Origin of the sequence: Pseudomonas sp. FSL W5-0299, assembly GCF_005930655.1 — a bacterium.
Taxonomy (GTDB): Bacteria; Pseudomonadota; Gammaproteobacteria; order Pseudomonadales; family Pseudomonadaceae; genus Aquipseudomonas; species Aquipseudomonas mandelii.
Window position 1 is genome coordinate 1 of the sequence record NZ_RXHX01000011.1, and the last position, 22,361, is coordinate 22,361.

24 protein-coding genes are annotated in these 22,361 nt (G+C 57.4%); 15 read left to right on the forward strand and 9 right to left on the reverse strand.

Annotated elements, in window-relative coordinates:
• The first annotated feature begins 524 nt into the window (after positions 1 to 524).
• The 4 genes from FHL16_RS15650 (at position 525) to FHL16_RS15665 (ending at position 3,993) form a co-directional block, all read left to right on the forward strand.
• Positions 525 to 788, forward strand: coding sequence for a DUF2790 domain-containing protein (locus FHL16_RS15650; RefSeq protein WP_010457261.1), 264 nt, complete (start codon positions 525 to 527; stop codon positions 786 to 788).
• Positions 789 to 976: 188 nt separating this feature from the next.
• Positions 977 to 1,261 carry a hypothetical protein gene (locus FHL16_RS15655; RefSeq protein WP_077748655.1) on the forward strand — a complete coding sequence of 95 codons (285 nt, stop codon included), beginning with the start codon at positions 977 to 979 and terminating at the stop codon, positions 1,259 to 1,261.
• Between the two features lie 517 nt (positions 1,262 to 1,778).
• Positions 1,779 to 3,029: a ribonucleotide-diphosphate reductase subunit beta gene (locus tag FHL16_RS15660; protein WP_017340233.1), complete on the forward strand. Its 1,251-nt coding sequence runs from the start codon at positions 1,779 to 1,781 to the stop codon at positions 3,027 to 3,029.
• A gap of 430 nt (positions 3,030 to 3,459) precedes the next feature.
• Positions 3,460 to 3,993 (forward strand): BRO-N domain-containing protein, encoded by a 534-nt coding sequence (locus tag FHL16_RS15665; RefSeq protein ID WP_010457265.1) that lies wholly within the window; start codon positions 3,460 to 3,462, stop codon positions 3,991 to 3,993.
• 160 nt (positions 3,994 to 4,153) lie between these two features.
• Here the strand turns inward: FHL16_RS15665 and FHL16_RS15670 are convergent, their stop codons facing one another.
• Positions 4,154 to 5,251: an HNH endonuclease gene (locus tag FHL16_RS15670; protein ID WP_077748656.1), complete on the reverse strand. Its 1,098-nt coding sequence runs from the start codon at positions 5,249 to 5,251 to the stop codon at positions 4,154 to 4,156.
• Positions 5,252 to 5,598: 347 nt separating this feature from the next.
• Here FHL16_RS15670 and FHL16_RS15675 point away from each other — a divergent pair, with 347 nt between their 5' ends.
• Complete coding sequence (locus FHL16_RS15675) at positions 5,599 to 6,588, forward strand: hypothetical protein (RefSeq protein ID WP_077748657.1); 990 nt, start codon at positions 5,599 to 5,601, stop codon at positions 6,586 to 6,588.
• 8 nt (positions 6,589 to 6,596) lie between these two features.
• Here the strand turns inward: FHL16_RS15675 and FHL16_RS15680 are convergent, their stop codons facing one another.
• Together FHL16_RS15680 and FHL16_RS15685 are read right to left on the reverse strand one after the other, a co-directional pair.
• Positions 6,597 to 7,760, reverse strand: a complete 1,164-nt coding sequence (locus tag FHL16_RS15680) for a hypothetical protein (RefSeq protein ID WP_077748658.1) — start codon at positions 7,758 to 7,760, stop codon at positions 6,597 to 6,599.
• Positions 7,761 to 7,870: 110 nt separating this feature from the next.
• A complete protein-coding gene (locus tag FHL16_RS15685) occupies positions 7,871 to 8,686 on the reverse strand; it encodes a sulfite exporter TauE/SafE family protein (protein WP_077748659.1) in 816 nt (271 codons plus the stop codon).
• Positions 8,687 to 8,798: 112 nt separating this feature from the next.
• Between FHL16_RS15685 and FHL16_RS15690 the strand changes: the two genes are divergently transcribed.
• The 3 genes from FHL16_RS15690 (at position 8,799) to FHL16_RS15700 (ending at position 10,261) form a co-directional block, all read left to right on the forward strand.
• A complete protein-coding gene (locus FHL16_RS15690; RefSeq protein WP_077748660.1) occupies positions 8,799 to 9,566 on the forward strand; it encodes an AraC family transcriptional regulator in 768 nt (255 codons plus the stop codon).
• A 93-nt stretch (positions 9,567 to 9,659) separates the two neighbouring features.
• Entirely contained in the window at positions 9,660 to 9,977 is a 318-nt protein-coding gene (locus FHL16_RS15695; RefSeq protein ID WP_010457271.1) for a helix-turn-helix domain-containing protein, read from the forward strand.
• 11 nt (positions 9,978 to 9,988) lie between these two features.
• Positions 9,989 to 10,261, forward strand: coding sequence for a hypothetical protein (locus tag FHL16_RS15700; RefSeq protein ID WP_010457272.1), 273 nt, complete (start codon positions 9,989 to 9,991; stop codon positions 10,259 to 10,261).
• 101 nt (positions 10,262 to 10,362) lie between these two features.
• On the opposite strand, the gene FHL16_RS15705 is transcribed toward FHL16_RS15700, so the two are convergent.
• Positions 10,363 to 11,892: an amidase family protein gene (locus FHL16_RS15705; protein WP_077748661.1), complete on the reverse strand. Its 1,530-nt coding sequence runs from the start codon at positions 11,890 to 11,892 to the stop codon at positions 10,363 to 10,365.
• A 113-nt stretch (positions 11,893 to 12,005) separates the two neighbouring features.
• A complete protein-coding gene (locus tag FHL16_RS15710; protein ID WP_077748662.1) occupies positions 12,006 to 13,082 on the reverse strand; it encodes an MBL fold metallo-hydrolase in 1,077 nt (358 codons plus the stop codon).
• Positions 13,083 to 13,295: 213 nt separating this feature from the next.
• Between FHL16_RS15710 and FHL16_RS15715 the strand changes: the two genes are divergently transcribed.
• Both FHL16_RS15715 and FHL16_RS15720 read left to right on the forward strand, forming a co-directional pair.
• Complete coding sequence (locus FHL16_RS15715; RefSeq protein WP_077748663.1) at positions 13,296 to 13,904, forward strand: TetR/AcrR family transcriptional regulator; 609 nt, start codon at positions 13,296 to 13,298, stop codon at positions 13,902 to 13,904.
• Positions 13,905 to 14,043: 139 nt separating this feature from the next.
• On the forward strand, positions 14,044 to 14,580 hold the full coding sequence (locus tag FHL16_RS15720; RefSeq protein ID WP_077748664.1) for a DUF1003 domain-containing protein: 537 nt from the start codon (positions 14,044 to 14,046) through the stop codon (positions 14,578 to 14,580).
• 7 nt (positions 14,581 to 14,587) lie between these two features.
• Here the strand turns inward: FHL16_RS15720 and FHL16_RS15725 are convergent, their stop codons facing one another.
• Complete coding sequence (locus FHL16_RS15725) at positions 14,588 to 15,529, reverse strand: LysR family transcriptional regulator (protein WP_077748665.1); 942 nt, start codon at positions 15,527 to 15,529, stop codon at positions 14,588 to 14,590.
• 15 nt (positions 15,530 to 15,544) lie between these two features.
• Here FHL16_RS15725 and FHL16_RS15730 point away from each other — a divergent pair, with 15 nt between their 5' ends.
• Both FHL16_RS15730 and FHL16_RS15735 read left to right on the forward strand, forming a co-directional pair.
• Entirely contained in the window at positions 15,545 to 16,252 is a 708-nt protein-coding gene (locus tag FHL16_RS15730) for a CTP synthase C-terminal region-related (seleno)protein (protein WP_077748666.1), read from the forward strand.
• On the forward strand, positions 16,249 to 16,578 hold the full coding sequence (locus FHL16_RS15735) for an antibiotic biosynthesis monooxygenase family protein (RefSeq protein WP_077748667.1): 330 nt from the start codon (positions 16,249 to 16,251) through the stop codon (positions 16,576 to 16,578). The genes FHL16_RS15730 and FHL16_RS15735 overlap by 4 nt, the downstream gene beginning before the upstream one ends.
• A gap of 113 nt (positions 16,579 to 16,691) precedes the next feature.
• Here the strand turns inward: FHL16_RS15735 and FHL16_RS15740 are convergent, their stop codons facing one another.
• Positions 16,692 to 17,018, reverse strand: a complete 327-nt coding sequence (locus FHL16_RS15740) for a DUF2025 family protein (protein WP_010457284.1) — start codon at positions 17,016 to 17,018, stop codon at positions 16,692 to 16,694.
• A gap of 235 nt (positions 17,019 to 17,253) precedes the next feature.
• Between FHL16_RS15740 and FHL16_RS15745 the strand changes: the two genes are divergently transcribed.
• The 3 genes from FHL16_RS15745 to FHL16_RS15755 all read left to right on the forward strand — a co-directional run bounded on the left by FHL16_RS15745 (position 17,254) and on the right by FHL16_RS15755 (position 20,173).
• Entirely contained in the window at positions 17,254 to 18,381 is a 1,128-nt protein-coding gene (locus FHL16_RS15745; RefSeq protein WP_010457286.1) for a glycerophosphodiester phosphodiesterase, read from the forward strand.
• Positions 18,382 to 18,536: 155 nt separating this feature from the next.
• A complete protein-coding gene (locus tag FHL16_RS15750) occupies positions 18,537 to 18,842 on the forward strand; it encodes a PepSY domain-containing protein (RefSeq protein ID WP_077748668.1) in 306 nt (101 codons plus the stop codon).
• Between the two features lie 137 nt (positions 18,843 to 18,979).
• Positions 18,980 to 20,173 (forward strand): GAF domain-containing sensor histidine kinase, encoded by a 1,194-nt coding sequence (locus FHL16_RS15755; RefSeq protein WP_010457290.1) that lies wholly within the window; start codon positions 18,980 to 18,982, stop codon positions 20,171 to 20,173.
• Here the strand turns inward: FHL16_RS15755 and FHL16_RS15760 are convergent.
• Both FHL16_RS15760 and FHL16_RS15765 read right to left on the reverse strand, forming a co-directional pair.
• Positions 20,170 to 20,499, reverse strand: a complete 330-nt coding sequence (locus FHL16_RS15760) for a hypothetical protein (protein ID WP_077748669.1) — start codon at positions 20,497 to 20,499, stop codon at positions 20,170 to 20,172. The genes FHL16_RS15755 and FHL16_RS15760 overlap by 4 nt on opposite strands.
• Positions 20,500 to 20,707: 208 nt before the next feature.
• The gene (locus tag FHL16_RS15765) at positions 20,708 to 22,330 is read right to left on the reverse strand and encodes a methyl-accepting chemotaxis protein (RefSeq protein WP_077748670.1); all 1,623 of its coding nucleotides are present in this window, start codon (positions 22,328 to 22,330) and stop codon (positions 20,708 to 20,710) included.
• Positions 22,331 to 22,361: the final 31 nt, after the last annotated feature.

Consider the following 22,361-nt stretch of genomic DNA (forward strand, 5'->3'; position numbering starts at 1 on the left):
CCTCGTCAGTCAGCGTATTGGCCAGAACCTCGGGACGAACGGGATACAGAGAAGCCGCACTCATCTTTCTTACCTCGGTGGAATAGTTGTTTTTGTATGGCCCCAGTTGTAGCCGGGCCGGGCCTATAGAACCATTCGACGATGGTAGTAACAAGCCCCTACAAATTACCGTGATAAGCCTGGAATGCGCCGCTAAAAGCACACCACCCCCCTGTGGGAGCGAGGCTTGCCCGCGAAGAACGATAACGCGGCCCACCTGAAAACCACATCACCGAGATCGCCAATTGTTCGGTTTCTACCACCTTAATTGGTGATTGTTACGAAATCTGTCAAAGGTGTTTATCAAAACCCCACCTATATGAATGCCCCCCCCACGCCTAAAATCAGCCCGCCAACAAGGCAACGTGATTAACCAAGTTGCAGCCCCCACGAAGGCCGTTAATCCAAGACTCTTTAATCAAGCTCCACACGCAACCCCAAAAAGGTTGCGTGACCCCATTCGACCTCTAAAAGGTAAATCTGAAATGAAAGCTTTATTAGTTCTGGCCCTCAGCAGCCTGTGCGCAACCGCCATGGCAGACGAGGTCCCGACTGATGTCGCACAGCAGAAACCCGCCATCGAGGAATACACTTACTCGACTCACCTGGACATCGCCAAAGTTATCTCCATGAGTGAAGTTCCTAATGTGTGCGAAGTTGTTCCGGTGAAAATGGAATACGACGACTCCCAAGGTCAACGCCACATCCTGCGCTACAGCATCATGGGCAACGGCTGCACTAACGGCTGATCACCCGCCCGCCTCTTAACGGTTCGACCCATCCGCCCCGCCCTTTCAAGGCTGATGCAGCGCCGAACCGTATATATCGATTAATACGATTATTTTAAGTATTTATTTGCGCTTTTTAATCAAATTAGTTGGCGTAGCATTCACTCCATACCCAAGGCACAAAACGCCAACGAACCTGGAGCACTACCATGAAAACCAAACTGATCCTCGCCCTGACCCTTTCTGTTCTGGCCGCCAACACCTTCGCTGCTGACGGTTTCGACCGCACTGTCGCTTCTGACGGCTACGACCGTACCGGTACGGCTTCCTTTGCCGCCGATGGTGCTGATCACGTCGGTGCAGCCAAACTGGCTTCGGATGGCTTTGATCACACCGGTGCCGCCAAAGTCGCCGCTGACGGCTTCGATCACACCGGTGCGGCCAAACTCGCTGCCGATGGCGCCGATCACGTCGGTGCGGCACGCCTGAGCTGATCATCGAGCGTGACTTTACAGCCCGGCTTCGGTCGGGCTTAGTTGTGTCTTGAACCACCGAAAACCGATTCAAAACACAACATGTAGTGAAAAACCGGTTTTTTTGCCTATTTTTTGAACAAAAAAGTAGCGCATCAAAATTTATGAAAAAAAATCTTAACCCGCGATCTCCAGCCAAAGCCCTGTAAACCCTCGCTCCGACCGAAAAACCCGCCTTCTCGACCGCTCCATGCGCGGATTCGCCCCACCACGGCCGCAAAAATTTCCCTATAATGCCGGCTTAAACGGGCCTGCAATATTCCCTTACAGGGATAACAGCCAGTCTGAAGCCCACGCCGACGTCCTCACCGATTTCTGCGCCCCTCAGAGGCTCTCGGAACCCCGTAAAAATTTATGTTTATTTGCCTGCGTGTACCGCTGCAAAAAACGCTATCCAACGCGGCCAGTACGGCCGTGTGAAAAACAACCGATCAGTTTTCACACGGGCATCTGGCCCTCACGCAGGAGACGACACGTCATGCTGAGCTGGGACGAATTCGACAAAGAAGACAGCGGCGAGACCGTGGTAAAAGGCGCCAACGCCGGCCACGCGACTGAAGCCAACATGGACCGACTCGACACCGCTGGTGGTGTCGCCGCTCAAGAAGCTCGCGCCGTTACCGCGAACGACTCTGCCGCCATCGCCCGTGCCAAAGCAGCCCTGGACAACCTCGACATCGCTGAAGGCCTCGCCGAACTCGAAGGCGCCTCCGCCCGCGTCGCTGTCGACGAAAAGCGCATGATCAACTGCCGCGCCGACCTCAACCAACTCGTACCGTTCAAGTACGACTGGGCCTGGCAGAAATACCTGGACGGCTGCGCAAACCACTGGATGCCGCAAGAAGTCAACATGACCGCCGACATCGCCCTCTGGAAAGACCCGGAAGGCCTGACCGACGACGAGCGCCGCATCGTGATGCGCAACCTCGGCTTCTTCTCCACCGCCGACTCCCTGGTTGCCAACAACCTGGTCCTGGCCGTGTACCGCCTGATCACCAACCCGGAATGCCGCCAGTACATCCTGCGCCAGGCTTTCGAAGAGGCGATCCACACCCACGCCTACCAGTACTGCATCGAATCGTTGGCCATGGATGAAGGCGAGATCTTCAACATGTACCACGAGATCCCATCGGTCGCGAAAAAAGCCACTTGGGGCCTCAAATACACCCGTTCGATCTCCGATCCGAAGTTCGAAACCGGCACCGTCGAAACCGACAAAGAACTGCTGCGCAACCTGATCGCCTACTACTGCGTTCTGGAAGGCATCTTCTTCTATTGCGGCTTCACCCAGATCCTCTCCATGGGCCGCCGCAACAAAATGACCGGCGTCGCCGAGCAGTTCCAGTACATCCTGCGCGACGAATCCATGCACCTGAACTTCGGCATCGACGTGATCAACCAGATCAAAATCGAAAACCCACACCTGTGGGATGCCGAGATGAAGGAAGAAGCTTCGCAGATGATTCTGCAGGGCACTCAGCTGGAGATCGAATACGCTCGCGACACCATGCCTCGCGGCGTGTTGGGCATGAACGCGGCGATGATGGAGGACTACCTGAAGTTCATCGCTAACCGTCGTTTGTCGCAGATTGGGTTGAAGGAAGAGTACCCAGGGACGACTAACCCGTTCCCTTGGATGAGCGAGATTATGGACTTGAAGAAAGAGAAGAATTTCTTTGAGACGCGGGTTATTGAGTACCAAACCGGTGGTGCGCTTAGCTGGGATTGATTTCCGCGCTTGCCACGATTTGATGATGGTTATTTGAATCGGCAAATCGAATAAGCAAAAGCCCCAATCTGATCGAACGATCTGATTGGGGCTTTTTTATTGGGAAGTGAATAACCATTTTTCGTCCCTACACGACAACGCTAAAACTCCTACAGAACTTACAGCGGCTTCCTCATTGATGCCCATTCAAAGCACCTCTAAGCTCCATTACAGGTGCCTAAGAAACGCCCAACGTAGAAAGCTTGGCCATTCATTCATATCCGCAATCACCTTTAGGTGATTTGTCGTTCGGGTGTGTGATGGCTTTGCTCGTTGGGATTTCTTAAGTCCACTCTACGTTGGGTTCAGGCCCTCCAAAATCTAAACGTAGAGGTAATGGATATGCCTAAACATGATCGACCCAACACTCTCGCAATTCTGGAGATCAGCTATGTCTGATCCCTTTTCGGTAATGGCCTTCTCACGCCACAACCTAGTCCTCCACGCCCTCCTCCTGGAAAACCAACCCTGGTTCTGCGCCCGCGATATTGGTCGACTGATGGGTTTCCACCTGAACGATCGCGTAGTCAGCAAACTGGATGAAGATCAGCGGCACACGTTGCTGATCGACTACCACGGGCAACCAGAAAAACGATTGATGCTCAGCGAGTCCGGCGTCTATGCGCTGCTGGTCTATCACTACGCACCGGGGAATCGCTTGTTGCGCGAGTGGCTGACTCATCAAGTGGTGCCGGCGTTGCGCGACGCGGGGCCGTCGAAGAATGCGGATCGACCGATGTTGAGTTTGTTGGATTGGCCGGAGATGTCGTTGAGTCTGTTGCATTGGCAGGATGAAGGTTGGATTCGGCTGCGGGACATGCCTTATCTATTATTGAATCGAACGCGAAGGCGCGTTCCAGTAGTTAAGCCATGGTGGCGTAAGGTCTTTGAGGCGTTTCACTCTTCAAAGCATTCAGTCGGTTAGACCTTGTAGGATCGACAGAAATAAGCATCGCAGTGTGCCGTAGGATTTCTCGCAGACAGTTCACTCTGTATCCTCCGAGGGTTCAACCCTCGGAGTTGTTATAAGAAAGCGACTGGAGCGCCCTTCAGATTAGGTTCAATAGCCTTGGCGCATCGCTCAATCAGCGTTCAATGACTTCCAGCCGCTGCTTCAGCCTCTCATTCACCAACGACCCGTGCACTCCAGAATGAATTTCCCTATGGCAACTTGGGCATACAGCCCCCACATAGCGTGGATGATCTAACCCACCATCTGAGAGTCGGTTTACGTGATGGGGCTCTAAGTAGGGCGTGCCATCCTTTCTCATAAAAGGAGCCGGCTTCTCACAGCTCTCACATTCACCCTCGGCGCGCATCAACACATAGTGCGCAACCTTACGGCTGCGTTGGTAGATCTTACGAGGAGCAGATTGCCCCAAATCATCGCTGCTAGGCTTACATGCAGCAAGCGCAGCCAACCGCGCAGCAGCCAGAGACCCGGAAAAGTCAGCCTCATCTTCATCCTGTTCTTCAGCTTCAATGATTTCACCAGGAATGCCCACAGGGACTAACCGAAAAACAATCGCAGTCCGATCCTGGCCACTAACATCCGGCTGGGTCCGCTCAAACATGTCGGCGCAAGAAAACTCGCCCACGTAAGCGTTGCCTTTACCTTTGCCAAGGGACTTAAACAAGTGCAGCGCTCGGCCATCCTCGGCGTGCTCAGCAATAGCTCGGTTACCTCGGGTCAAAGTCATCGGTCCGCTTTGTCCCTCACCGGTATAAAGATAGGCGCCGTTGTCCCAATCGTCGGTATACCCAAATTGCGCCCCACTGTCGCCAGTGAATAAAAATATTGCAGGGTAGGTAGCAGACGGTGCTATGCCGCTTTGCAGGCTCCCCCCGAACGGTCCATTGATTTCGGTTTTCCGGTCGTAAACAGCCCCCGGCGTGAACTGCAATACGGGCACGCCCTCCCCACGCGGTAACTCCACAATAGTAAAGCCTCGCTTTTCAAGGTACCTGTTAGTGGGGTGCCCGCCAGAGAAGTCTCCTACGGCAATGCCAGTAGCCAACGAGACAATTTTTTTCGCCGGATATAGTTCACCGCCCTCGTGAACGGCGTAACGGTGAGCTAGGTTATTTTCCCAGCCCTGCCACTCGCGTTTACTCCGAAATTTACGATCAAACTCCAGCAACGCTTTGTCTATCCGTTCCTTCGAAACCGCTTTGATAACCACGAGCGCAGCCCTTTATCGACAATCGCCGTAGGAAAATTCCTACAGCTGTCAAAGTAACAAAGGGTTTCACTACGTAACAGGGGCGAATAGCCACTATTTCTAGAGTTGGCCACACTAGCTGAAGCCGACCGTTTGGCGAGCCTGCTCTTGGCAGAGTGCCGCGAAAGGTTGTGAATGATGGTGCGTAGAACAAATATTGAGTGGTGCTCAATTTTTTTCGCGAACATGCTCGCTCCTACTGCCCCGGCAGATAAATGCGAGTTTTGTGGGAATATGAAAACATTCAGTGCAACCCGCCCCGCCTCCCGCTATTAATACCCTTCCCCACTCAAGGATCCGAGCCCTCAATGAAATTCGACCTCGCTTACTGCCTCAGCCTCGACGACAAGCTGTCGATCTATGACGTGCGCGATCTCAATTTCGACGAAACCATGGAGTTCGACTCCGCCAAGGAACACTTCCAATGCCCCAACGACGCCTGTCGTTTGGCCTTCGATGCGGCGAATGTACTGACGACGTTCAACGCCAAAAACGTGAACTACGTTCGCACCCCGCACTTCAAGAACACGCCCAGCACCCGGCATGTGGCGGATTGTCCTTATGTCAGTCTCAAGGCGTCGGCGTCAGGTGTGGACGCGGACGGTACGGAAACGGATGACAGCCGCGAGGAGCATTTTCCGTCGGAGTTGTTGCTGACTCGGCGTGAGTATGTGCGTAAGCCGTCAAACCCGGCGGTGGCGGCGGATGTGGTGCGGGACGATCCGACGCCAACCACTGAGGCTAGCAACACAGAACACCCGAGCCATGAAACAGCGCCGGACAAGACCAGTGTCTTCGCCCATCCGGTGGAGTGTTTTGTGTCGAACTTCGAGGACAAGGACCTGCTCAAGCGCATGCCGCTGAAGATTGGCGAGCACACGGCGCCTTATGGGTCGTTCTTCAAGAAGATTGAATACCTGACGGATAACAAGGGGCTGATTTACTGGGGCAAGATCAAGGAGATCAAGGATTACACGCAGAGCTTTCGCATCGATTTCGAGCAGAAGGTCTGGTTCAAGCAGGCGGACGAGGCGAAGAAGAAGCCGTATTCAGTCAACGTTTACCTGAGCAAGAAGTTGATCGAGAACTACCGCAAGCGCAAAGCGTTTCTGGAAGAGATCAAGCACGCCATCGACAGTGAAGCGCAGTTGTATTGCTTCTTTTATGGCGTGACGCCGGAGTTGAAGCAGGTGCCAAGCAAGAAAAACCCCGAGCAGACGTTCGGGGTGTTCAGTGCGAATATCGAGAACCTGGATCACTTTATTATTCGTGAGGCGCCGGGGTTATCGGATAAGTAATGCCGGTTTCAGGGCAGCTGCACCGCTACACCGCCAGGATGTTGTTTAACGAGGCTATAAGGCAGAACGCTCCAGTCTACAAATGCACACGGGGCTTCTGCGTGGGAGAAGTACGGGCCTACCTTGATTCCTTTTTCAGTGAAATACCAAGTGGGAAACGGCCAACGGTCTTCTTCGCCGTACGCACAGTTTTCGTCGCTGCCAGGCATCTGATCAGGGTAAAGCTCACGCAACTGTCCAACCAACCAAGGTGCGAATTCTTTGTTGCGGTAATCGGAATACGCCGTGAATGTGTCGGAGGACTGTTCGTTATTAGGCTCTTCGTAATGCAGCGGTTTGCCCTGCCCTACCCAGAGCACATCTTCAAGAGTCAGAGACTGACCGGTCTTGGCATTCAGATTGATTGCAATCTCGCTGTAATCCGGATGCGCGCCGCCACAGCTGGCCTCAGTACCGACGCTCACGCTGATGACCGTTGGTGTAATCAACAACGGTTTGACGGTTTGGAAATAGAAGTTCACGCCACCGCCGGCGAGACATTCGTAATATCCCACCACTTCCTGCCATAAACGTCCCATCAACAACTGATTGATGCGATCACGCGCCTCGGGGGTGTAGCCCGAAACAATTTCAAAGAACGTCACCTTTGTTTGCGGCTCGCTCCACCATTGCAAAGAGTAGCCATCGAACGTTTCCGTCTTTCCTTGTTTGAGCGTCAGACCTTGCAGACGCAGATATTCGTAAGGTTCGGTGTCACGGAGCTTGGCGAGGTAAGGAGGAGTCCCGGTAGGGATTACTGGCGGCTTGGCTTCCACCAGTTCTATCTTCAACGTTTTGCCTTCGTCGTTGCTCCAATCTCCCCACACCCTATTGGACTCGATATTCAGATGAATTTGCGGCCGAGGCTTTTTCTCTCCGTAAGGGTTTTCACCCTCATCGAGTACCAGCATCTCTCCGTTTTTGATGCCACTGAGAACTATGTCCTTACGATACTTTTGATAGAAGTAGCGACCGCTTATGTTTTCGGCGTTAGACGTTTCCACTTCCATAACGATTGGCATCTTGCCCAGCATGCCGCTGAAGAGGCGTCGTCCATCGTCAGCCTGCGCGGTGGAACACAGCATGAGTAACAGCGTGGCCACTGGCGCCAGGCATATCAATCCTTTGAGCATCGATCAATCCCTAAATGAGTCGGAGCGGCACCGGAGAGGATTCGCGGCGCAAGTTAAGCGAGGCGGATTATGGCGAGGTTACTTAGGGTAATCGAGCGGCATTGCACGCTTTAACTCATCATCATGCTGAGCATCACCAACACCAGCAAACCGACATAAACCCGCGCATGAATACGATCCGGTATCCGCCCAATCCACGGCGTAGCCAGCCGAATCCCCACCAACGATCCCATCGTCAACACTCCAAACGCCAGCAGATCCACATAGCCGATAAACCACGGCCCCAGATCAAACTCGGTGAACCCCGCCATCGCCATGTAAGTCAGCGTCCCGGCCAACGCCACCGGCAGGCTTAACGGATTAGCCATGGACGTCGCCTGACTCATGCTCAACCCGCACCGTCGCAACAACGGCACGGTCATGACGCTGCCGCCTACGCCGAGAAACGTCGCGATCGCGCCGATTCCTACACCACCGCCAGACACTTCCGCCCTCCCCAACCGTCGTGGGATTGTGGTGTCGGACGCTGTCAGAAAACCACGTCGGAACAGGCAATCCACAATGGTCACGCCCAGGTACGCGATAAAGGCATAACGAATCACCTCACCACTCACCCACATCGCGGCGACCGCTCCGAGGATTGCGCCCAGGCCGATGAACCCGCCCAGCGGCCACAGATAATGACGAATGAGATTGCCGGCGCGACGGTGTTTGCCGGTGGCGATCAGTGCGTTGACGATCATCACGCAGGTCGAAGTCGCCACGGCAATGTGCATTGCCGATTGGCTGACGGGGTCATCGGCACCATGGCTTGCCATGAGCATGCGATAAAGCAATGGCACCACAACGAAGCCGCCGCCGAAACCGAACAACACCGCAGTGACGCCAGTCACGCACCCGAAAAATGCCAGCAGGAGATAGAACATTGCGCGTCGTCCGTTGGTTGAGAGCGGTCGACGATAGAGCGATGCGCCTTGGCCTGCTTCAGCAAGTCAGCCAATAATGTTCGCGTTTACGCCAACCGCGAGAATCCGCTCAATGCGCAATGTTTCGATCAATCTGCTGGATGACACGCCCCGCTCGGTGGTGGCGATCGGTACGGATTATTCCCACGGTCATGTGTTGCCCCGTCATACGCATCGGCGGGCACAACTGCTGTACGGCGCGACGGGGGTGATGCAGGTCAGCACGCACGATGGCAATTGGGTGGTGCCGCCGCAGCGAGCGGTGTGGATTCCGGCGGGGGTGGCGCATGAGGTGCTGATGCTGGGGGTGAGCACGCGCAGTTTGTACATCGAACCTGATGCGGTTGATCTGGGGGATCGTTGCCAGGTGATCAGTGTGTCGCCGTTGATGCGGCACTTGTTGATGGAGGCGGTGGAGATCCCGCTGGTGTACGACGAGGCCGGGCGCGATGGCGCGCTGATCGACTTGCTGTTGCATGAACTGGCGCGTAGTGCTCACTTGCCGTTGCACATTCCGTTACCGGTCGATGCACGGTTGCTGGGGTTGTGCCAAGGCTTTTTGCAGCGGCCCGACGCGCATCAATCGCCGCAGCAATGGGCCGATCAATTGCACATCAGCTTGCGCACGTTCAATCGGCTGTTCCGTCAGCAGACAGGGCTGAGTTTCAGCCAATGGCGCCAGCGGGCCTGCGTGATGCTGGCCCTGGCGCGGTTGGCGGCGGGGACGCCGGTGACGCGCATTGCGCTGGATTTCGGTTATGACAGCCCGGCGGCATTCTCGACCATGTTTCGCCGCGTATTGGGGCAGGCACCGTCCGTCTGGATGGAGGGGGCGACATAGAAAAAATCAAAAAATGAGTTTGATCCGGGCGCAAAACAACTGTACAAAACAACAGTACTTTTTGGATTAGCACTCTCGAGCCCGGAGAACACCATGGCCTCTCTTGCGATGAAAATCACCCTGGAACGTATCGCCCTTTTCCAATTCACCCCGGCCCACTGTGCCCAGGCCCGAGCGATGCTGGGTTGGAGCGTGGAAGAGCTCTCGGAGGAATCCGGTGTCTCCGTGGACGCCATTGTGCGATTCGAGGCCGAACGCGATGTGCTGGATGTCACCCGGTTGGCGTTGGCGTATCGGTTTGAATCGGAAGGCCTGGTGTTCTTCCCCGGATTTGCGCCGGGTCGGGGGATGAATGTGAGAGGGTCGACGCCTGATCCGGTGGGTCGGGCGGACTACGCGATGGTTGAGTGAGGAGTCAGCAGATGAATGGAATCGATGAATGCGACAGGCTTGGTCATCCGTCTTCGGGTGCTGCCGATGCGGGGGAAATGAGGGCCAAGGCCGAATACCTGATGAAGATCGGCATGCTGCTCGACACCGGTCAGTTGGGCAAGCTGGAAGCGGCGCAGAGGCTTGGACTGTCAGCGGGGGAAATGGATGAAATTCTCGACGGGAATGTTTGCGACCTGACGGTGGCGAAGATCGCGGGCCGCTCCATGGCGAGCGGCCCGACGGCAGAAGATCAGGCGTTCTGAGGCGTGACTGGATCGCCCTTTCAGGAAGGCTCATGGCTTTCCTCGCAGGTGGAGCAGTCACGGCCTTTAACGCCCACCATCACCTGCCTTGGTCTTGGACCTTACTGCTCCCGAAACGCCGGATTCTGACGCTCTAACGACGCTTGTTCATAGCTGTAAGCCAGCGCCAGCAGTTGGGGTTCACTCCAGCGCTGGCCGAAAAAGAACACAGACGTTGGCAGTTCATCGCTGTTCATGCCCGACGGGACGGTAATGGCTGGGTAGCCAGCGACTGCGGCACTGAATTGCGAGTAGCCATCGGCATCGGCGAACATCGCATCCAGATCATGTTCAGCCATTTGCTCATCAATGGCAGCCTTGAAGCTGGCACTGAGCACGCCGAACATCTCGGTTGCCTGCGCGTGGGTCATGTCCAGTTGGTTGATGTCGTTCAGCATTTGCTGCCCGTAACCTTCGGCACCCGGATTCAGCTCGTTGAAATCGATCAACTGTTGAAGCGTCTGAATCGGCAACCCTGAGCGGCTGGCCAGGTACTCGGGCAGTTCATGTTTCATGCCTGCCATGAGGGTGTTGAAGTAGCCATCGATATCCGGCAGTCGGACGCTCAACGGCACCAGGGTAGCGCCTTGCTCTTCCAGTGTGGCCAATGCCATCAGGAATTCAAAACCGGGTCGAAGCACAGTGCCGTTGGTGCCGACGTATTCGGTCGGATAACCGATTCTTTTGCCTTGCAGTGCATCCGTGTTGAGCAGCGCGGTGTAGTCAACGCCCACTGGTGCATCGCTGGTGACAGGGTCACGGGCGTCAACGCCTTGCAGGGCGTTGAACATCAGCGCGGCGTCACGAACGGTGCGCGTCAGGGTACCCGGCGTATCTTGCAGACGGGTGATGGGAATGATGCCCGATCGGCTGAACAGACCCAGCGTAGGCTTGACGCCCACCACGCCATTGGCCGAAGCAGGGCACGCGATGGAACCGTTGGTTTCGGTCCCCATGGCCAACGGTGCGAAACCGGCGGCAACACCGGCGGCTGAACCCGAGCTGGAACCACAGATTTCGCCATTTAACACGTGGGGGTTTTTACCCTGGCCACCTCGGCCACTCCAACCGTGGGGCAAGCCCATTTCCCGGACGTAAGCCCATTCGCTCATGTTGGTTTTGCCGAGAATGACGGCACCTGCGTCACGCAGCTGTTGGACCACAAACGCGTCGTTCACAGCAGGCTGACCGACCATGGCCAAAGAACCCGCGCTCGTTTGCATCTGGTCCGCCGTGTCGATGTTGTCCTTGAGCAGAACAGGAATGCCGTGCAGCGGACCACGCACTTTTCCGTCCTGACGCTCCTGGTCCAAAGCGGTGGCAATGTCGATGGCCTGTGGGTTGAGCTCGATAATCGCGTTGATCGTCGGCCCTTGCTTGTCCAGCGTGTGGATGCGCGCCTGCAAATACTCCACCAGTGTGACGGAGGTGAGTTCGTTGCGCGCCATCCGCTCGGTAAGCTCGCTGACGCTCGCATATTCGAGCGACTGGGCAGTGACGGAGGCGTTGCTGTCTGCGAATGCAGGTCCGGTGACCGATAACAGAATGATCTGCGCCAGTGCCGTCATGCGGCTTTTTAAAACGTCCTTCATTTACAGCATCCTTGATATGGCTAATCGCGGGTGAGTCATTTCACCCGCCGCACAGCCTACCGAAACCGTAGGAAACGGCTGTCAGTCACAAGGAGCTGTCAATGTAGGAAACATCATCCAGACTTGTAGCCGCTACAAGCCAAACGCCCTTCTTCCTTCACTGTACTTTCCATTTCCGACCACCATGCGGCCCCTCGCTGTGGGTACATGACATTGAACGCCTCGCCCATTTGCGGCGTGGTGATCGACACATTGCGTTCCCAGGCCAAGGCGAGGATCCGGTCGAAGGGCTCGAACCAGGCGTGCATCGACAAATCGAAAGTGCCGTTGTGGATGGGCAATAACCAGCGGCCCTTGAGGTCGATGTGCGCTTGCAGGGTTTCTTCCGGCTGCATGTGAATGTGCGGCCACTCGACGTTGTAGGCGCCGGTTTCCATGAGGGTCAGGTCAAACGGGCCGTGCTGTTCGCCGATGCGTTTGAAGCCATCGAAATAACCGCTGTCGCCGCTGAAGAAGATCCGCGTGTCGCCATCGATCATCACCCACGACGCCCAGAGCGTGCTGTTGCCATCGAACAGGCCGCGCCCGGAAAAGTGCTGCGACGGTGTGGCGATGAACTGGATGCCATCGACTTCCGTGCCCTGCCACCAATCGAGTTGGCGCACTTTGCTGGCATCGACGCCCCACTTGACCAGGGTGTCGCCGACGCCCAGTGGCGTCAGGAAGTAGTTGGCCTTGTCCGCCAGTGTGAGCACCGTTTGATAATCGAGGTGGTCGTAGTGGTCGTGCGACAGGATCACCGCCTCTATCGGCGGCAAGTCATCGAGGCTGATCGGTGGCTGGTGGAAACGCTTGGGGCCGGCCCATTGCACGGGTGAAGCGCGCTCGGCGAAGACCGGGTCGGTGATCCAGAATTTGTCCCGCAGTTTCAGCAGCACGGTGGAGTGGCCGAGGCGGTAGACGCTGTGGTTGGGCGCGGCAATCAACGCGGCGTGGCTCAGGGATTGCACCGGGACGGGCGCAGTTGGGCGAGTGTCGCGCGGTTTGTTGAAAATCATGTTCCACATGATGCGCAGCATTTTTCGCACGCCTTCACGTTGCACAGGCACATGATTCTGGAACAGCCCTTGTGCCTGACGGGAAGCTTCGGGTGTGGAGGCATTGTCCGCAGGGGAAATTGAGTCGGCCATGTCTGAGTAACTCCAGAAAAACCGCAAAGCGCGGATTTCACGGTGGGACGATAATTGGCCAAAGCACGCACGCATCAGCCGGAGATTCTAGTATTCACTGCACAGGATTAACGAAACATTACACTGCACAGTGTAGTTTCTAGGTTGCATCAAAGCGGATCACAAGTAAACTGCCGAGTGTAATTCTTCTCTGCCGACTGCCGAAGCGTACTTATGACAGCTCCACAGCGCCTCACCGACCGAAAACGCGAAGCCATCATCCAGGCGGCGATTGCCGAATTCCGTGCCAACGGTTTCGACATCACCAGCATGGACAAGATCGCCGCCACCGCTGGGGTGTCGAAGCGCACGGTGTACAACCACTTCCCCAGCAAGGAAGAATTGTTCGCCGAAATCCTCAATCAACTGTGGGCGCGGGTGACCGCCGAACAGGAAACGTCCTACCGTCCTGACCTGCCCCTGCGCGAGCAAATGCGCCTGATGTTGCAGGCGAAATTGCAGATGCTGGGCGATGACAACTTTCTCGACCTGGCGCGGGTGGCGATCGCCGCCACCATCCATTCTCCCGAGCGCGCGCAGAACATGGTGGCCCGGATGGGCGAGCGTGAAGAAGGCCTGACTGTGTGGATCCGCGCCGCCCAGGCGGACGGTCGGTTGAAGCCGGTCGCCCCCGAATTTGCCGCGCAGCAGATCCAGGGAATGCTTAAATCCTTTGCGTTCTGGCCGCAGATTTCCATGGGGCTGCCCCCGCTGTCAGATGAGATGCAACGCACCGTGGTGGAGTCAGCACTGGACATGTTCCTGGCCTGTTATCAGCGCTGAATCGAGCTGCCATAAATGACAATCTCTGCCGAAACACCGATCACAGCGCGCGCTGAATAAAACGCGGCAATGTGTTTCAAAATGAAAATGGCGCTGGGGCTATAGTGAACGTCAGTCCCAGCGCCATGCAGAGATCATCATGACCACGCCGACCCACGAAACCAAACCCGCCGCTGCCGTCGACCATCTGCGCTTTCACCGCCCCCATGCTCACTTGGAGCCAACGTTCGGCAACGACAAGTTCGCCCTGCGCGCCGAGGCCTTTGCACGGTTCTTCGGCACGCCGACCTTCCTGGGCGCCCAAACGCTAATCGTGGCGATCTGGATCTGCCTTAACGTCTCTGGCGTGACCCAGTTCGACGTTTATCCGTTCATCCTGCTCAACCTGGCGTTCAGCCTGCAGGCGGCGTATGCCGCTCCCCTGATCCTGTTGGCCCAGACCCGTCAGGCGGCGCGGGACAAAGCCCAGACCGATGCCGATGCCCTGCACCGCGAATCCATCGCCGTGGCCAACAGCGAACGCCAGGCACAAGCGGCGCAGAACACCGCGCAACTGCTCGAACTGCTTGAACTGAACACCCGGCTTACGGAAATGACCAAGAACCTGACCGAACGCATTGAAAGCCTGACCTCGGAAATGCATCAGCATTTAGTGAATGATCATCCGAAGGATTAGCACCCGGTCACGGCAGTCGAAGCGCCCGCCCCAGCTCATCGAACAACGTCACCACCGAGCGCAACGCGCGGCAGTCCGGACGGGTCAGCAACCAGAGCGCGGTGTCGTAACCGTGCAGCGGGCCGGTCAGTGGTTGCAGTTCATCTCCGATCAAAAAGTCCGGTAACGCCGCAACGCCCAGCCCGGCACGCACCAACTCGGTCACCGACAGCATGCTGTTGCAGCGATAACCAGGCGTGACGCCGGGCAGTTGCTGGCGCCGCCATGCAACGGTGGGGTGGTCGGGAAGGAAGTCATCCGGCGCGATCCAGGTCAGCGAGGCCAGGTCTTCAGGATCGACTGATTTCAGGTACGCCGCACTGGCACAGACCCGATAGGAAATATCCGCCAGACGTCGACCAACCAGATGCTCGGGCGGTGCGCGAGTCAGGCGCAAGGCGATATCGGCATCCCGTCGGCTGAGGTTGGCGAAGTCGTTGGAGGTGCTCAGTTCGAGGGTCAGCGCCGGGTAGGACGGCATGAACTTCGCCAGCGCCGGCAGCAGCAACCCTTGCAGGACAGAATCGGTGCAGGTCAGCCGCACCGTGCCGCTGATGACTTCACCGCCCTGCTCCACGCCAATGCGCGCCGCGTCCAGCGCTTGTTCCGCGCGCTCGGCTTGCTCGGCCAGGGTCTGGGCGAGTGTGGTCGGCAGGTAACCGGCGCGGCTTTTTTCGAACAGTTGCTGGCCCAGCGCGGCTTCCAGTCGGCGAACCGCGCGAAACACCGTCGACACGTCGACCTTCAATAACGCCGATGCCCGGGCCAGAGAGCCGCCGCGCACCAAGGCGAGGATCAGCGCCAGGTCTGGATAGTCGAGTCGATAGTGCGTCGCTGCATTGATCACTTGGGATAACGCCAATATTGAATGCGTGAGCGCCAATCTATAGTGGGTGCCAGGAATCAACAAGCGTCGAGATCACTCATGGAAAACACCGCCCTGCGCATCGCCCTGATCGGTGACTACGACCCACAGGTCACCGCCCACCAAGCCATTCCCGTGGCGCTCGGCATGGCTGCCGAACAACTGAGCGTGGATGTGCAATTTCAGTGGCTGGCCACCGATCACATAAACGCCGCCACCCCGTTACACCACTTCGACGGCTTCTGGTGCGTGCCCGCCAGCCCTTACCGCGACATGGACGGCGCGTTGCGGGCGATCCGTTTTGCCCGTGAGCAGCAGCGACCGTTCCTCGGCACCTGCGGCGGTTTTCAACACGCGGTGCTTGAGTTCGCTCGGAACGTATTGGGTTGGGAAGACGCCGAGCACGGCGAAACCCATCCCGGTGCAGCACGCGCATTACTCACGCCGCTGACCTGCTCATTGGTGGAAGCAACGGACAGCATTCACCTGGTTGAAGGCTCGTTGATCGCCAACGTGTACGAAAGCGCCGAGATCGTTGAGGGATATCGCTGCCGCTATGGCGTGAACCCGGCGTTCGAGCGTGAGTTATTGAGCCAACAGTTGTGCGCCGTTGGCCATGACTCGACCGGCGACCTGCGGGCGGTGGAGCTCCAGGGTCATCCGTTTTTCGTCGCCACCCTGTTCCAGCCCGAACGCGCCGCGCTCAACGGCACGCTACCGCCGCTGGCCCGGGCGTTGGTCGAAGCCTGCAAAAGGCAACAGCCATGATTGCCGATACGCCATCAGCGCCGTACTACGCGGTGATTTTTACCTCGCTGCGCACCGACGGTGATCAAGGCTACGCCGAAGCTGCCGAACGCATGCTGGAACTGGCCCGTGAGCAGCCGGGGTTTCTCGGTGTGGAGTCGGCTCGGGGTGAGGATGGGTTGGGGATTACGGTGTCGTACTGGGCCAGCGAGGCGGCGATTCTGGCGTGGAAACATCATCCTGAGCACCGTGCGATCCGTGAGCGGGGCCGGTCGACGTGGTATTCGACGTGTCATACGCGGGTGTGCAAGGTTGAGCGGGCGTATGGGTTCAAGGCCGTAAAATGATGCGGTGTTCTTCTGGCCGCCTTCGCGGGCAAGCCTCGCGCCTACAGGTTGTCGGTGCCCTCTGTAGGAGCGAGGCTTGCCCGCGAAGAGGCCAGTCCAGACACAGCAAAACTTCAGCCCCGAACCAGACTCCGCACCGCCGAAATCTCCGGCACTTCCCGCCGATTCATGTAAACCCGCAACGGCTCGGTCACATTGATCCGGTCATCAATATTCTGATCCAGCAACAATTGAATCAACTCACGCTTGAGCGTCATGGCCTGCCCAGGCCCCGGCGCCCAGACAAATTCACTGGTGGGAATGATCCCGTCATCCGCCACGTCCATACCAAACGAGTCTTCGCTGAAACGCACAATGTAGTGGCCAGTTTTGCGATTGAGGCCGACGAAGCCTTTGAGTTGGTCGGCGGCCTGGCAGATAAGCTCGGAAGTGATGCGCATATAAACCTCACAAAAGGTCGTTAACGACCGGTGAACGATGGTTTACACGCAAGGACAGGCATTCGGATTTCCCTCTGCCGGGGAAACGCCGGGGCCAAGAGTACTGCAAAGAACCGCACAAAAGCGCTGAAAAAATCTGCTTTAAACACGTTTATGTCGGTCTGGCGATAGCGCTGGCGGCGCTCAGTTGTTAAAAGAGACGTCTTTGAAAATTCAACGCGAAAGGACCTCGACCATGCCTGTTACCTTCACCAAAAGCGCCCTGCTGCTGAGCATGCTGCTGGGCTTCGGCCAGGCACAGGCCGCCAACGAGCCCAGCCCGACTGCACTGGCCACCCGTTTGGGCATCCCGCACCCGGCGGTCATCGCCCACCGCGGCGCATCCTACGATGCACCGGAATCCACGGCGGCGTCTTACAGACTGGCCCGTGATCTGGGCGCCGATTACCTGGAACTGGACCTGCAACGCAGCAAGGACGGCGTGCTGTTCGCCCTGCACGACAACAACCTGCAACGCACCACCGACGTTGCCACCAAATTCCCCGATCGCAAGGACAGCCCGGCCAACGCGTTCACCCTCGCCGAACTGAAAACCCTGGATGCCGGCAGCTGGTTCAACGCCGCGTACCCGGATCGCGCACGTCCGTCCTTCGTCGGCCTGAAGATCCTGACCCTCGACGAAATCATCGACATCGCCCAGGGCAATCCGCTGCACAAGCCCGGCCTGTACATTGAAACCAAAGAACCAAAGCAATTCCCCGGCCTCGAACGCGACCTCAAGGACAAATTGCAGGATCGCGGCTGGCTGAGCCCGGCCGGTTCCAAACTGGCGAAAAGCAATCTGGCGGTCGGCCAGGGCAAGGGCAAGGTCGTGCTGCAAACCTTCGAGAAGAGCAGCCTCGAACTGCTAGAGAAGGAAATGCCGCAAGTGCCGAAGATCCTGCTGCTGTGGGTCGGCGAAGGCAGTATCGAGCCTAAGTCCAAAGTGACGTTTGCCGAGTCCGGCGACAAGGACAAGGCCACCTACTACGCCAAACAGGAACCGAAAGACAAAGCCGAATTCCAGCAATGGGTCGAGTACGCCAAGGCCCAGGGTGCAATCGGCACCGGTCCTTCGGCCGCGTTGACCAAGGGTGGCGATCAGAGCTATTCGGACCTGGTGAAACCGTGGATGAACCAGTACACCCACGATCAAGGCCTGCTGGTGCACGTCTACACCATCGACGAAGCGGTTGATTACCAGAAAGTCATGGACGCCGGCGTCGATGGCATCTTCACCAACCGCGCCAGTGAATTGCTGAAGTTCTATAAGCGCCCGGCGGCCGGGACGGTGGCGCAGTTACTGCAGAACAACGGGTACTGATCGCTAGCTGACACGACACCGCGTCGTCTTCTTCGCGGGCAAGCCGACTTGCCCGCGAAATCTTCCAAACGACACGGTGATTGGAATTAAGGGTGAATTAAGTTGCCACAGTTAATCTGGACTCACTTAAACAGATCACCCCAAGGAATGAACCCATGAAAACCCTGACTGCCCTGTTCACCGCTGCTGCCCTGACCCTCACCGCTGGCCTGGCTCAGGCTGACGTTCGTGTCGACCAGATCCCTGAGCTGGTCAAGAGCGGCAAGATCAAGCCACTGGAAGAAATGAACCAGGAGGCTCTGAAACGGCACCCAGGCTCGACCATCACCGACACGGATCTGGACAACCACTTCAACAACTACGAGTACGAAGTGGAACTGAAAACCGCTGACGGCAAAGAATTCGACGTGGACTTCGATGCCACCACCGGCAAAGTCCTGAGCGACAAACAAGACACCTGATACCCGTATCAAACAAAGCCGCACGATCTTCGGATCGTGCGGCTTTTTTGCATGCCGGATTCGCATAATCAACACGCGCCAACTCGGCGGTAGCCCGCTAGAATCCCTCAACGGTGATTACACAGAGATGGATTGAGATGGGGCAAACAGCGGCAGCAGACATCGCCACGATCGGCCGGATCAGCGCGGTGCCGGCGATTCTTCAAGTGATCCGTGAATTGACAGGGCTGCGCTTCGCTGCGGTGGCGCGTGTCACTGAAGACTCATGGACCGCTTGCGCCGTACTCGATCAGCTGGACTTCGGCTTGCAGGTCGGCGGCGAGCTGGAGGTGGTCACCACCTTGTGCCACGAAATTCGCCAGGCGCATCAGTCGGTGGTGATCGACAAGGCCAGTGAAGACCCGCTTTACCGCGATCACCACACCCCTCGCCTCTATCAATTCGAAAGCTATATTTCGGTGCCGATCTTTCGCCCCGACGGACGCTTTTTCGGCACCATCTGCGCCCTTGATCCCAATCCTGCATCGCTCAAATCCAGCACGATCCAGAGCACCATGGAATCCTTTGCGCGAATGCTGGCGTTGCAGATCGAGGCGGAAGAGAACCTGCAAAAAACCGAAGCGGCATTGATGGCGGAACGCAAAAACACCGCGTTGCGCGAACAGTTCATCGCCGTGCTCGGCCATGACCTGCGCAACCCGTTGTTCGCGATCAGCGCCGGCGCCGAAATGCTCTTGCGCAAGCTTCCCGACCCGGCGAATCAGCAACGGGCCCGGCACATTCTGACCAGTGCCCGGCGCGCGACCCGACTGGTCGATGATGTGCTGGATTTCGCTCGTGGTTCGTTGGGCAGTGGTATTCCGGTGGACATCGCACCGTGCCCGGACCTGGGCGACGCCTTGCGGCACGTGATTTCAGAAGTCCAGAACATCTATCCCCAACGCACCCTTCGCATGTCCATTGGCGAGCTGCACGGCATTCAGTGCGATCGCGAGCGGGTCGCGCAATTGCTTTCCAATCTGGTGGCGAACGCCGTTGCCCACGGCGATCCCGAGGGCTCGGTAGACGTGAGCGCGCAGATCCACGACGGGCAGTTCGTGCTGAGCGTGACGAATCAGGGGCTCATCGCCGAGGACGCGTTGCCCCATCTGTTTCGCCCCTACGCGCGACCGGCCCGCGGAACACCGCAGACCGGTCTCGGGTTGGGGTTGTACATCGCCAGTCAGATTGCGCAGTCCCATGGTGGAAAGCTGGAAGTGCGCTCGACAACGAAGGAAGGCACGCAGTTTGTTTTCAGCTTTCCGGTGCAGACAGTTCCGGGAAAAGCTTAAGTCGCAGCAATGACGTTGAAGTTAGAAACGGGCGATACAGCGACATTTCCAGAGTCGTCGGCTAGCGTGTAATTCGCCTTCACGGGACCAAGCTTAATGAACTGTTTTTCAATGTAAAAGTGCACACCTGCCACCTCTTCAACCACCGTGATTGTATGCGTGAACACCGACACGTCATTCCAGATCACTTCAAGCTTGTCCCCTTTTTTGTAGTTCTGGTTGCCTTCGACTAGCGCCCGCAAACCATTTTCGCCTACCGGTTCGGTGAGTTCGCCATCGTCACCCCCTTCTACTTTCAAACGACTTAATTGCAGATCCATAGACATAAAAACGCTCCTTGTGAATACAGCAGCGCCACTGCGCTGACAGCGTTATCAAACGCTCGTGCACGGCAATCGTCTACTGTCAGAACTAACAGGTGCCCCGTAAAACCGAACCAAAATGCCAGGCGCCCGACCAGCGGCGTAACCCTTATGGATCCGAGAGCGACGGGCGTACCGACTCGGTAACCGACCTGATACGCCGCCGTTTCCGTTACGCGCTCAGACGCGCCGTCACTTCATTCAACTGCCCCGACAACCCATGCAAATGACGGCCAGCCGCTTCGGTGCGCTGCACGTTGTCCAGGTTGGTGCTGGCGATGCTGGTGATTTCAGTGAGGTTGCGTGAAATGTCCTCGGCCACCGAGGTCTGTTCTTCGGCGGCGGTGGCGATCTGGCGGTTCATGTCGCGGATGGCTTCCACGGCATGGGTGATCCGCTCCAGCATGGCGCCGGCCTGGGTCACTTGCTCGACGCTTTCCTCACTGCGCGACTGGCCGCTTTCAATCGCCTGAGCCGCGTCCACCGCACCGGTTTGCACGGTCTGGATGATCTGGTTGATCTCGATGATCGACGCCGCCGTGCGCTGGGCCAGGCTGCGCACTTCATCGGCCACCACCGCAAAACCGCGCCCGGCTTCACCGGCACGGGCCGCTTCGATCGCCGCGTTGAGCGCCAGCAGGTTGGTTTGTTCGGCGATACCGCGAATCACTTCGAGCACCTTGCCGATGCGTCCGCTATCCGTTTCCAGTTGGCGGATGACCGTGGCGGTGTTGGCGATTTCGCCGCGCATCCGGGTGATGGTGTGAATGGTGCCCTGCATGACTTTTTCGCCGTGCTGGGCAGACTGGTCGGCATCGTCGGCGGCGCGTGCGGCATCGGCGGCGTGACGGGCGACTTCCTGTGCGGTGGCCGACATTTCGTTCATCGCCGTGGCCACCTGATCGGTGCGGTTGAACTGCTCATTGGTGCCGCTGGTCATGAGGCTGGCGATCGAGTTCAGCTCACTGCTGGCGCTGTCCAGGTCCTTGGCGCTGCGCTGCAAACGGCTGAACGTTTCGGCGAGGAAATCACGCAAAGTGTTGGCCGCAACCGCCAATTTACCCAGCTCATCCTGACGGGTGCTGGCCACGCGGTCGGCAAACTTGCCCTGGCTGAGTTGCGCGACGTACTCGATCAGTTTGCGAATCGGTTCAATCAGGTTGCGGTTGACCAGCCACAGGCTCAAGAGCCCGATCAACAGCCCCGAGACGAGCATCACAATGAGCCCCAGCAACACGGTGCGATCGGCTTCGGCGCTGATTTGCTTCGACTGCTCGACACCCTGCTTGCGCAATTCGCTGACCAACTCGGTCATCTGTTCGCTGGTCGCACGGTCGACACCTTTGACCGCCGCGTCGCCTGCCGTCGGGTCGGCGCCCGCCGCCACGTAGGCGTCACGGCCCTTCTGATAGGCAGCGCCCAGCAAACGGTGTTCGTCACGCAGGCGTTCGATGCGGGTTTTCAGTTGCGGATCGATACCTTTTTGCACGGCCAGCTCACCGAGAATGCTCTGCACATCGCGCTGACGGTTTTCGAACTGTTTCCAATACTTGTCCAGGTCGGCCGGTTGCTTGCCACGCAGCAGGACGTTTTTCCATTCCTGGACCTGCACCTTGAATTGCAGGTTGGCTTCATCGATCAACTGCGAGGTGTGCAGCGGGCCTTCAATCAGGTTGGCGTAGCTCTGAACGCCGCCGGACAGAAAGTGAAAGCAAGCCAGGGCGATCAACAGTACCGCCAACAGGCTGCCGCTCAACAGGGCGAGAATTTGTGCTCTCAGGGATTTTTGCAGCATCGAGTGATACTCATGACAGGGGGTGAGACAC